Annotated in this window: 12 protein-coding genes; 8 read left to right on the top strand and 4 right to left on the bottom strand. The window is 69.7% G+C overall.

Annotated elements, in window-relative coordinates; all coding sequences use genetic code 11:
- Positions 1-72: 72 nt before the first annotated feature.
- Together Q2100_RS19595 and Q2100_RS19590 are read left to right on the top strand one after the other, a co-directional pair.
- A complete protein-coding gene (locus Q2100_RS19595) occupies positions 73-1215 on the top strand; it encodes an Mrp/NBP35 family ATP-binding protein (protein ID WP_264014307.1) in 1143 nt (380 codons plus the stop codon).
- 71 nt (positions 1216-1286) lie between these two features.
- Positions 1287-1928, top strand: coding sequence for a VldE C-terminal domain-containing protein (locus tag Q2100_RS19590; protein WP_302915397.1), 642 nt, complete (start codon positions 1287-1289; stop codon positions 1926-1928).
- A gap of 44 nt (positions 1929-1972) precedes the next feature.
- Here the strand turns inward: Q2100_RS19590 and tatB are convergent, their stop codons facing one another.
- The 4 genes from tatB to sigE all read right to left on the bottom strand — a co-directional run bounded on the left by tatB (position 1973) and on the right by sigE (position 5193).
- The gene (gene tatB, locus Q2100_RS19585) at positions 1973-2389 is read right to left on the bottom strand and encodes a Sec-independent protein translocase protein TatB (protein ID WP_302915396.1); all 417 of its coding nucleotides are present in this window, start codon (positions 2387-2389) and stop codon (positions 1973-1975) included.
- 2 nt (positions 2390-2391) lie between these two features.
- Positions 2392-3885, bottom strand: coding sequence for a serine protease HtrA (gene htrA / locus Q2100_RS19580; RefSeq protein ID WP_302915395.1), 1494 nt, complete (start codon positions 3883-3885; stop codon positions 2392-2394).
- Positions 3886-3952: 67 nt separating this feature from the next.
- Positions 3953-4351, bottom strand: coding sequence for an anti-sigma E factor RseA (gene rseA / locus Q2100_RS19575; protein ID WP_302915394.1), 399 nt, complete (start codon positions 4349-4351; stop codon positions 3953-3955).
- An 83-nt stretch (positions 4352-4434) separates the two neighbouring features.
- Positions 4435-5193: an RNA polymerase sigma factor SigE gene (gene sigE / locus Q2100_RS19570; protein WP_302915393.1), complete on the bottom strand. Its 759-nt coding sequence runs from the start codon at positions 5191-5193 to the stop codon at positions 4435-4437.
- Positions 5194-5370: 177 nt separating this feature from the next.
- Between sigE and Q2100_RS19565 the strand changes: the two genes are divergently transcribed.
- The 6 genes from Q2100_RS19565 to Q2100_RS19540 form a co-directional block, all read left to right on the top strand.
- Positions 5371-6033, top strand: coding sequence for an O-methyltransferase (locus tag Q2100_RS19565; protein ID WP_264014301.1), 663 nt, complete (start codon positions 5371-5373; stop codon positions 6031-6033).
- Between the two features lie 146 nt (positions 6034-6179).
- Entirely contained in the window at positions 6180-6836 is a 657-nt protein-coding gene (locus tag Q2100_RS19560) for a TetR/AcrR family transcriptional regulator (protein WP_302915392.1), read from the top strand.
- Entirely contained in the window at positions 6836-7777 is a 942-nt protein-coding gene (locus tag Q2100_RS19555; RefSeq protein WP_302915391.1) for an ABC transporter ATP-binding protein, read from the top strand. Before Q2100_RS19560 ends, Q2100_RS19555 begins: the two co-directional genes overlap by 1 nt.
- Positions 7774-9423 (top strand): ABC transporter permease, encoded by a 1650-nt coding sequence (locus Q2100_RS19550; RefSeq protein ID WP_302915390.1) that lies wholly within the window; start codon positions 7774-7776, stop codon positions 9421-9423. Before Q2100_RS19555 ends, Q2100_RS19550 begins: the two co-directional genes overlap by 4 nt.
- A gap of 8 nt (positions 9424-9431) precedes the next feature.
- Positions 9432-10106 carry a methyltransferase family protein gene (locus Q2100_RS19545; protein WP_302915389.1) on the top strand — a complete coding sequence of 225 codons (675 nt, stop codon included), beginning with the start codon at positions 9432-9434 and terminating at the stop codon, positions 10104-10106.
- 18 nt (positions 10107-10124) lie between these two features.
- The coding region (locus tag Q2100_RS19540; protein ID WP_302915388.1) for a DUF4126 domain-containing protein at positions 10125-10666 on the top strand (542 nt) is incomplete at its 3' end.

Genomic DNA, 10666 nt, shown 5'->3' with positions numbered 1-10666 from the left:
CCCGCGCCCGGCCCTCCGGCCTGACCGGCCGCCGTCACGACGGACCGCCGCGGCGGCCTACACTCGCGGGTGATGTCTTCTTCTTCCTCTGAGCTCGAGAGCGCGGTGCGCGCCGCGCTGACCAAGGTCGTCGACCCCGAGTTGCGGCGGCCGATCACCGAGGTCGGCATGGTCAAGGACGTGACGATCGAAGCCGACTCGAGCGTCCACGTCGAGATCTACCTGACCACCTCCGCGTGTCCGAAGAAGACCGAGATCTCCGAACGGGTGCAGCAGGCGGTCGCCGACGTGCCCGGCACCGGCGCCGTCAAGGTGAGCCTGGACGTGATGAACGACGAGCAGCGCGCCGAACTGCGCGTCCTGCTGCGGGGCGACTCCCGCGAACCGGTGATCCCGTTCGCCCAGCCGAATTCGCTGACCCGCGTCTACGCGGTCGCCTCCGGGAAGGGCGGCGTCGGCAAGTCCAGCGTCACGGTGAACCTGGCCGCCGCGATGGCCGCCCGTGGACTCGCCGTCGGTGTGCTCGACGCCGACATCTACGGCCATTCGGTGCCCCGGATGATGGGCACGACGGACCGGCCCACCCAGGTCGACTCGATGATCCTGCCGCCGATCGCCCACGAGGTGAAGGTCATCTCGATCTCGATGTTCACGCAGGGCAACACCCCGGTGGTGTGGCGCGGGCCGATGCTGCACCGCGCGTTGCAGCAGTTCCTCGCCGACGTGTACTGGGGCGATCTCGACGTGCTGCTGCTCGACCTGCCGCCCGGCACGGGCGACATCGCTATCTCGGTGGCACAGCTGATCCCGGGCGCGGAGATACTGGTGGTGACGACGCCGCAGGCGGCCGCCGCCGAGGTAGCCGAGCGGGCCGGCGCGATCGCTCTGCAGACCCGTCAGCGAATCGTCGGCGTGGTCGAGAACATGTCCGGACTACTGCTGCCGGACGGTTCGACCCTGCAGCTCTTCGGCGAGGGCGGTGGCCGCCAGGTCGCCGAGAGGCTGTCCCGTTCGGTGGGCGCCGACGTGCCACTGCTCGGCCAGGTGCCGATCGACAAGGCGCTCGTCGATGCGGGCGACTCGGGCGTTCCGCTGGTGCTCAGCGCCCCGGATTCGCCCGCGGGCAAGGAACTCCGCGGCGTCGCCGATGCGCTGTCGGCGCGCAAGCGCGGGCTGGCCGGCATGTCGCTGGGGTTGGATCCGGCCGGCCGCTGACCGATCGACTTTCTTACCATCAACACCAACAGCCCCACACCATGCGACCGACGACACTAGAGTGCTGACTCGTGACTAGCGCACCTTCCGCCAACGGCCGCGGCCGGTTGCTGGCGCTGGTGGGTTCCGTCGTCGTCTCGGCTGCGCTCCTCTACGGGCAGGCCGCCAAGCCACCGTCGCCCGAGGCTCCCCCGCAGACGGCCGACCAGCAGGCCTTCGTGCCACCCGGGCCGCCGCCTGCCGGCAGTCCCCCGCCGGTGGCCGAGTTGCTTGCCGCGCAGGCCCCGGTCGCCACCACGCCCACCCTGTTCGAGCTGCCGAGGGGCGTCACCCCCGAATCAGGACTCCAGGTGAACACCATCCGCGCGGCGCGCGCCATCAGCGCGTTGTTCCCGGAGATCAAGACCATCGGCGGGTACCGGCAGGACGCGTTGAAGTGGCACCCGAACGGACTGGCGATCGACGTGATGATCCCGAACTACAGCAGTGAGGAAGGCATCGCGCTCGGCAACCAGATCGCCGGCTACGCGCTCGCGAACGCCAAGCGGTGGGGCGTCATCCACGCTATCTGGCGGCAGGGCTTCTACCCGGGCGTTGGCGCCCCGAGCTGGACCGCCGACTACGGCTCGCAGACCCTCAACCACTTCGACCACATCCACATCGCCACCAACGGCGGCGGCTACCCGAGCGGCGACGAGAAGTACTTCGTCTGACCCCGGCGGTCTGACCTCGACCTTGTTTGACCCGGCTGCGCCGATCAGGTGGCGTCGGTATCGAACCGCGTGCTCGCCGGCGTCGTGGGACCGAGCTGCTCGGCTGGCTCCGCCCCCGCCGCCGGCGGGACCGGCGGAGTCGGCGCACTCACCGGCTTCTCCGTCGGCTTCTCGAACGCGGCGAAGATCGAGTCATCCCCGTCGAGCAGGTGCTTGGTCAGCGCGGCCCGCGGCGTCATCCCACGTAGCTTCTGCAGTTCGCTGAGCGGCTCACGCAGATCGTCGAACTCCGGCCCGAGATCCTGACGCAACTGGGTGGTGGCGCCGCTGACGTAGTCGCGCGCCTGGCGCAGCGCCCCCGACGTCCACCGGATGGCGCCGGGCAGCCGCTCCGGCCCGAGGATCACCAGACCCGCGATCACCAGGAGCAGCATCTCGCCCCAGCCGATGTTGGCGAACACGGTCAGACGGTGTTGTCGGGCGTCGGGGTCACGGTGAGTGTCACCGGCCTGCCTTCGCGCATCACCTCGATCGGCGCGGGCTCACCGATCTTCAGCTGCCGCACCGCGACCACGAACTCGTCGGCGTCGGCCACCTCGCGCGACCCCACCTTGACGACGACGTCGTTCTCCAGGATGCCGGCCTGCTCGGCGGCACTGCCCGCCTTCACGTTGGCCACCTGCGCGCCGGACGCGACGTCGTTGCTGACCGAGCGAGCGGTCAGACCCAGTGTGGGATGGGAGATCCGGCCGTCCTTGATCAACGCATCCATCACCATCTTGACCTCGTTGACCGGGATCGCGAAGCCGAGGCCGCTGGCGCTGTCGGACAGCGACTTGCCCGCGGTGTTGATGCCGATCACGTTGGCGTTCATGTCGATCAGCGGTCCGCCGGAGTTGCCGTGGTTGATCGACGCGTCGGTCTGCACACCGTCGATCACGGTGTCGGTGTCGGACCCGTCGCCCGACAGCGGAACGGGCCGGTGCAGCGCGCTGATGATGCCCTGGGTGACCGTGCTGCGCAGGCCGAGTGGCGCGCCCGCGGCGATCACCTCTTCGCCGACCCGCAGATCGTCGGAGTTCCCGAGCTTCGCGACGCTCAGGTCTTCGACGTTGTCGACCTTCAGCACGGCGAGGTCGGTCTTGGGGTCGCGGCCCACCAGGTTGGCCGGAACCTCCTTGCCGTCGTTGAAGACCACCTTGATCTTGGACTCGGCCGGCTTGGTGGCCGCCTCGGAGATGACGTGGTTGTTGGTGACGACGTAACCGCGGGGGTCGACCACCACGCCGGACCCCTGGGAGCCCTCCTTGCCGATGGTCGCCTCGATGGTGACCACCGAATCGGCGACCTCGGCGGCCACCTTCATGAACCGGCCCTCGGGCGGGTCCTCGGCGTCACCGGTGTCCAGCGTCGCCTCGGACGTGGTGAACGCCGACACCGGGTCGGCCGTCAGGTATCCGATCCAGCCGCCCAGAACACCGACCACGAGGGCGATCACGCCGACGATGGCGAGCGCGACGAACGACACCCGCCGGCCGAAGACCACGTCCCGGACCCCGAGGCGGCCGACGGGCGCGGCGGCATGCGTCGCCGTCGAGTGCGGCATGGCGGGGGTGCCCAGTGAGGCGGCCGATGACGGGTTGCGCCAGGGGTCGTCGGTCTCGTCGGGGAGTCCGGCGTCGCGCTCGGCGTCCAGTGAGCCGGCGTCCGCGGGGTGGCGCTGCAGGGAATCGCCGCCTGCCCGCGGCCGGCCGAACGCCTCGGCCAGCACGGGGTCGGACGACTTGTCCCTCGGCGTGTACTCGCCGCGGTCGCGGAACTCGGCCTCGGCGACGAACGAGCCGCGGAACCCCTCGGGGCGGCCGAACGCGCGCTGGGCGGCGGGATCGACTGCGGGGCGGTCGACAGGGCGAGGGTCAAGACGCTGGCTGTCGCCGGACGGGTCCTGATTGGTCACGCGTCATTCACCTTCTGCTGGGGCGCCCGCCGTCGCCGGCGCAGGTCGAGCTCGACTCGCATCTAGCCTACCGGCGTTTGCGACGGGCCCGGGACGGGTCATCAGCAAACTGCGGCTGCGCCGGCTCTTCGTCCGGCTGCGGTTGCGTGCAGTGCGGGATCTGCGACAACATGCCGAGCAGAGAGGTTGGCACAGCGATCGGGCGCGAATCCCGCAACGCCGACCTGGCCTGACCCTGGGCCTCCACCTCGGCGGCGCACTGCGCACACAGCGACAGGTGCGACGCGGCCCGTAGATGCGCATTCATGCCGAGTTCGCCGTCGACGAACGCCGCGACCGCCTCGATCGAGAGGTGCTCGGTGGAACCGAACTGCCGCGGCGCTCCGACCGGCGCGCCGTTCTGCGAGGCGAACGGGGTGGGCAGCCAGGAGAAAGCGCGACGGAACACATGTCCCGGGTCGACCATCACCCAGCTCCTCTCCACTCATCTCGGTCCGCGGTGCTCACTTCGAATGTAGCGCGAGACGTCCCGCCGGACACCTGTGACGGTCAGGCAGATCTGGCCGTGTCCGATGAGTGGCGGGCCAGATGGTCACGCAGCGCCTGCCTGCCGCGGTGGATGCGGCTGCGGACGGTGCCGAGCTTCACTCCGAGTGTGGCGCCGATCTCCTCGTACGACAGACCCTCGATGTCGCAGAGCACGACCGCGGCGCGGAACTCCGGCGGCAGTGAGTCCAGTGCGGCCTGGAGGTCGGGCCCGAGCCGGGAGTCGTGGTAGATCTGCTCGGGGTTGGGGTCGTCGGCCGGGACACGGTCGTAGTCCTCGGGCAGCGCCTCCATCCGGATGCGGCCCCGACGCCGGACCATGTCCAGGAACAGGTTGGTGGTGATGCGGTGCAACCAGCCCTCGAAGGTGCCGGGCTGGTAGTTCTGCACCGACCGGAACACGCGGATGAAGGTCTCCTGCGTCAGGTCCTCCGCGTCGTGCTGGTTGCCCGACAGGCGGTAGGCCAACCGGTACACCCGGTCCGCGTGCTGACGGACCAGCTCGTCCCACGACGGCATCGACGCCTTGTCGCCGGTGGCGTCGAAGACCGCGGTCCCGGTCAGCTCGTCAGTCGGTTCCACCCAGTCCGAGTCGGCGTACTGCTCGAGATGCGCCATCGTGACGGGGGCCGGTTGTGCAGCGGTGGTGGTCGTCGGATCCTCCAGGTCAGGGCGGTCGTCGGAAGACGACTGCTCGATGTTCGCGGCAACGCGACCGCCCAGGTCGTTATTCCCGAAGCGCCAGCGTCCGCCGTCTTCCATGCCGATACCGTTCCTCATCGCCGTGTGCAGCGGATATGAGCACACTGAAGTTTCCCTGAGAAACGTGTCTACCCCTAGTCCAACCAGGGAAAACCCGTCAATTACGACGCAAATCACACGTTGCCGCGCGGGCGTGTCGACGGTTGGGCCGCGCGGCGCGCGAATTACGCTGCGGGCATGGCCAGCACCGACGACCCGACCACCCAGCCGAACAGCCGGGCCGCGTCGATCGTCACCCATGCCGAGCAGTCCATCTCCGAGGATTCCATCGTCGCGGCCGCACGCGAACGCGCGGTCGACATCGGCGCCGGCGCGGTCACGCCCGCGGTCGGGGCGCTGCTCAGTGTGCTCGCCCGGCTCACCGGTGCACGCGCGGTCGTCGAGGTGGGCACCGGCGCCGGGGTGAGCGGGCTGTGGCTGCTGTCGGGGATGCGCGAGGACGGTGTGCTCACCACCATCGACGTCGAACCCGAGCACCAGCGGATCGCCAAGCAGGCGTTCGGCGAAGCGGGTATCGGGCCCGGCCGCACCCGGCTGATCAGCGGCCGCGCCCAGGACGTGCTGACCCGCCTCGCCGACGAGTCCTACGACCTGGTCTTCATCGACGCCGACCCGATCGACCAGCCGCAGTTCGTGGTCGAAGGCGTCCGGCTGCTGCGCGCCGGCGGCGCGATCGTGGTGCACAGGGCCGCACTCGGCGGCCGGGCCGGCGACGCGTCGGCGCATGACGCCGAAGTCAGCGCCGTGCGCGAAGCGGCCCGGCTGATCGCCGAGGACGAGCGGTTCACCCCGGTGCTGGTGCCGCTGGGCGACGGCCTGCTGGCCGCCGCCCGCGACTGACGCTCTTTTCTTCTGCGCGAGCAGGCCCCCGCAAGCGGGAGGTGCCCCCCACAAAATCGCACTGTCTGGCCGTGATCAGTGCGATTTTGTGCCTGCTCGCGGATACACCTTGACCGAGGACTGAACGTGCGTTTAGTCTACTGAACATGCGTTCAGCATCGGAGGACAGGACAGCCATCGCGCGCATCCGCGACGCGGCGATCGACCAGTTCGGCCAGAAGGGCTTCACGGTGGGACTGCGCACCATCGCCGACGCCGCGGGGGTGAGCGCGGCGCTGGTGATCCACCACTTCGGCTCGAAGGACGGGTTGCGCAAGGTGTGCGACGACTACATCACCGAAGAGATCCGCAGGTCCAAGTCGGCGTCGATCCAGAGCACCGACCCCTCGACGTGGTTCGCCCAGATGGCCGAGATCGAGTCCTACGCACCGATGATGGCCTACCTGGTGCGCAGCATGCAGTCCGGCGGCGAGTTGGCGAAATCGTTCTGGCGCAGCATGATCGACAATGTCGAGCAGTACATGGAGGAAGGCGTGCGCGCCGGCACCATCAAGCCGAGCCGGGACCCGAAGGCGCGTGCCAAGTACCTCGCGATGACCAACGGCGGCAGTTTCCTGCTGTACCTGCAGATGCACGACGACCCGACCGATCTGCGCGCCGTGCTGCGCGACTACGCCCAGGACATGGTGGTGCCCGCCCTCGAGGTGTTCTCCCTCGGGCTGATGACCGACTCCACCATGTACGACGCTTTCGTCGCCCAGCAGGCGACGGGTGAGCCCATCCCCACGTCGAAGGAGAAGTGATGGCCACGAAATCCGGCACCCAACCCATCGAGATCCACGGGCTGGTCAAGAAATTCGGCGCGGCGCGCGCACTCGACGGGCTCGAACTGTCCGTCGCCGACGGCGAGGTGCACGGCTTCCTCGGGCCGAACGGCGCGGGCAAGTCGACGACGATCCGCATCCTGCTCGGCCTGGTCCGCGCCGACGGCGGCACCGTCCGATTGCTCGGCGGCGCCCCATGGACACACGGGGTCGACCTGCATCGGCAGATCGCTTACGTCCCCGGTGATGTGACGCTGTGGCCGTCACTGACCGGCGGCGAGACCATCGATCTGCTGGCCCGGATGCGCGGCGGTCTGGACGAGTCGCGCCGCCGCGAACTCATCGAGCGCTTCGACCTCGATCCGTCGAAGAAGGCCAGAACGTACTCGAAGGGCAACCGGCAGAAGGTCTCACTCATCTCGGCGTTCTCGTCGCGGGCCCGTCTGCTGCTGCTCGACGAACCGAGCACAGGACTCGACCCGCTGATGGAGAACATCTTTCAGCAGTGTGTCGCCGAGGCCCGCGACCGGGGCGCCACCGTCCTGCTGTCGAGCCACATCCTCGCCGAGACCGAGGCGCTGTGTGAGCGGGTCACCATCATCCGCGCCGGCCGGACCGTCGAGAGCGGCACGCTGGAATCGATGCGGCACCTCTCCCGGACGTCGATCAAGGCCGAGATGGTCGGCGAAGCAGGACAACTGGGTCGCATCCTGAACATGGACGGCGTCGTCGACGTCTCAGTCGACGGGCACACGCTGCGCGCGCAGGTCGACGCCGAACGGCTCGGTGAGGTCATCAAGGCGCTCGGCGACGCCGGGGTGCGCAGCCTGGTCAGCCAGCCGCCGACGCTGGAGGATCTGTTCCTACGCCACTACGACACCAGCGACACCTCCGACGAGTCCGAGAAGGTGACGGTGTGAGCACCACCCTGGACCGGCCCCACCACCAGCCCGCCCACCAGGCCCCGCCGAGGGGATCGCATTTCTCGGGAACCGCCGGGCTGCTCCGGCTCTACCTGCGCCGCGACCGCATCGTGGCGCCGCTGTGGGTGCTGCTGCTGTCGGTCCCGCTGGCCACCGTGTACGTCGGCAGCACCGAGGCCGTGTACCCCACGCAGGCCGACCGCGCGTCGCTGGCCGCAACCATCATGGCCAGCCCCGCCCAGCGGGCGCTCTACGGGCAGGTCTACAACGACAGCCTTGGCGCCGTTGGCATCTGGAAGGCCGGAATGTTCCACGTGCTCATCGCGGTCGCGGTGATCCTCACGGTCATCCGGCACACCCGCGCCGACGAGGAGACCGGCCGCACCGAACTCCTGGACTCGACCGCCGTCGGACGCTACGCCGGCCTCACCGCCGCGCTGCTGCTGTCGGCAGGCGCGTCGGTGTTCACCGGCATCATCGGCTTCGCCGGCCTGGCCACCCTCGACATCCCCGTCACCGGGTCGCTCGCCTTCGCGCTGGCGCTGACGTGTTCGGGTCTGGTCTTCACCGCCATCGCGGCCGTCGCCGCCCAGCTCTCACCGAGCGCCCGCTTCGCCCGCGGCGCCGCGTTCGGCGTGCTGGGCGCGGCGTTCACGCTGCGCGCAGTCGGCGACGCCGGACCCCGCGCGGAGTTCCTGACGTGGCTGTCCCCGCTGGGCTGGTCGCTGCAGGTGCGCCCGTTCGCGGGCGACCGGTTCGCGGTGCTGGCGCTGCACGTCGCGCTCACCGCGATCCTGGCGATCGTCGCCTATCGGCTGTTGGCCGGCCGCGACGTCGGCGCCGGACTGATCGCCGAGCGGCCCGGCGCGCCGCGGGCAGGTGGCGGCCTGCGTGGCGCGACATCCCTGGCGTGGCGACTCAACCGCGGGTCGATGCTGGCCTGGACGGTCGGCCTGTGCCTGTACGGGCTGCTGATCGGCAGCATCGTCAACGGCATCGGCGAAGAGATCGGCAACAGCGAGGTGTCCCGCGACATCGTGAGCCGTCTCGGCGGCAGCGACGTGATGGAACAGGCGTTCGTCGCGGTGGCGTTCAACATGCTCGGGATGGTGACGGCGGCCTTCGCGATCTCCCTGACACTGCGGCTGCACCAGGAGGAGAGCAGCGCGCGGGCGGAGACACTCCTGGCCGGTGCGGTTGCCAGAACCCGCTGGCTGGTAGGCCATCTGGTGTTCCCCATCGTGGGATCCGCAGTCGCGCTGCTGCTGTCGGGCGCGGTCACCGGCCTGATCTACGGCGCGAGCGCAGGCGACGTGAGCGGCACGCTGCCTGCAGTGCTGGGCACGGCGGCGGTGCAGCTGCCCGCGGTGTGGCTGCTCGCGGCGGTGACGGTGGCGATCTTCGGGCTCGCGCCACGGTTCACGCTGGTGGCGTGGGGTGTCCTGGTGGTGTTCGTCGCCGTGTTCCTGCTGGGGTCGCTGGGCAATTCACCTCAATGGCTGATCGATCTCGAACCGTTCGTTCACATCCCGCATGTCGGCACCGGTGAGTTCACCGCGACACCGCTACTGTGGTTGCTGACGATCGACGCCGCATTGATCGCGCTGGGCGTCCTCGCCTTCCGCCGCCGCGACGTGCGGTGAGGAGCACCGTGAAGATCGCACTGCAGACCTTCGGATCGGCACTGTTCTCCATCCTCTTCTTCGGACTGGCGCTGTTCGTGCCCGCGGGCACCGTCGACTACTGGCAGGCGTGGGTGTTCATCGCCGTGTTCGTGGTGTCGACGATCGGGCCGAGCCTGTACCTCGCGATCCGCGACCCCGCCGCGATGCAGCGCCGGATGAACGCCGGGCCGACCGCCGAGGCGCGTCCGGTGCAGCGCTTCGTCGTCGCCGGCGTCGTGCTGCTGGTCGTCGCGATGCTCGTCGTCAGTGCCCTCGACCACCGGTTCGGCTGGTCGTCGGTGCCTGCGCCCGTCGTGGTGGTCGGCTACGTAGTGGTCGCAGTCGGCCTGCTGCTGGCCCAGCTGGTGGTGATCCAGAACCGCTACGCCGCGGCCACGGTGACCGTCGAGACCGATCAGCCGCTGGCGTCCACCGGGCTCTACGGCATCGTGCGGCACCCGATGTACACCGGCGCGCTGATCATGCTGCTCGGCACCCCGCCGGCCCTGGACTCCTACTGGGGTCTGGTCGCGATCCCGCCGGGACTGGCGCTGCTCGCGCTGCGGATCCTCGACGAGGAGAAGCTGCTGGTCGATCAGCTCGCCGGGTACCGCGAATACACCGGGCAGGTGCGCTTCAGGTTGCTGCCCTTCGTGTGGTGACGCGCTCATACTTGTGACGTGGAGCTGCTGACCGGCCTCGGGCTGGCGACCGCCGCGGGACTGAACGCCTACATCCCGCTGCTCGCGCTCGGCCTGCTCGCCCGGTTCACCGACCTGGTGTCGCTGCCGCACACCTGGGCGTGGCTCGAGAACGGCTGGGTGATGGCGATCGTCGCGGTGCTGCTCGCCGTCGAGGTGGTGGCGGACAAGATCCCGGCGCTCGACAGCGTCAACGACATGATCCAGACGTTCGTGCGGCCCACCGCAGGCGGCATCGTCTTCGGCTCCGGCACCGCGGCGCAGACCGGCGCGGTCACCGACCCCGGCGCGTTCGCGCAGTCCGGTCAGTGGGTGCCCGTCGCGATCGGCGTGGTCACGGCGCTCGCCGTGTCGCTCACCAAGTCGGCCGTCCGGCCCGCGGCCAACGTCGCCACCGCCGGTGTCGCCGCCCCGGTGCTGTCGACCCTGGAGGACGTCGCCAGCATCGGCCTGGTGTTCGTCGCGCTGCTGCTGCCCGTGCTGGTGCTGGTCGCACTGGCACTGATGGTGTGGGCGGCGGT

The sequence above is a fragment of the Mycolicibacterium arseniciresistens genome (genome assembly GCF_030519285.1).
GTDB classification, from domain to species: domain Bacteria; phylum Actinomycetota; class Actinomycetes; order Mycobacteriales; family Mycobacteriaceae; genus Mycobacterium; species Mycobacterium arseniciresistens.
The sequence above is the reverse complement of the archived record's forward strand: the minus strand, read 5'-3'. Positions and strand labels throughout refer to the sequence as shown.

Bases quoted from the DNA above. Each gene is read 5' to 3' on its own strand.
- Q2100_RS19595 (WP_264014307.1), top strand. From the start codon at position 73: ATGTCTTCTTCTTCCTCTGAGCTCGAGAGCGCGGTGCGCGCCGCGCTG.
- rseA (WP_302915394.1), bottom strand. From the start codon at position 4,351: ATGGTCGACCCGGGACATGTGTTCCGTCGCGCTTTCTCCTGGCTGCCC.
- sigE (WP_302915393.1), bottom strand. From the start codon at position 5,193: ATGGAAGACGGCGGACGCTGGCGCTTCGGGAATAACGACCTGGGCGGT.
- Q2100_RS19565 (WP_264014301.1), top strand. From the start codon at position 5,371: ATGGCCAGCACCGACGACCCGACCACCCAGCCGAACAGCCGGGCCGCG.
- Q2100_RS19560 (WP_302915392.1), top strand. From the start codon at position 6,180: ATGCGTTCAGCATCGGAGGACAGGACAGCCATCGCGCGCATCCGCGAC.
- Q2100_RS19555 (WP_302915391.1), top strand. From the start codon at position 6,836: ATGGCCACGAAATCCGGCACCCAACCCATCGAGATCCACGGGCTGGTC.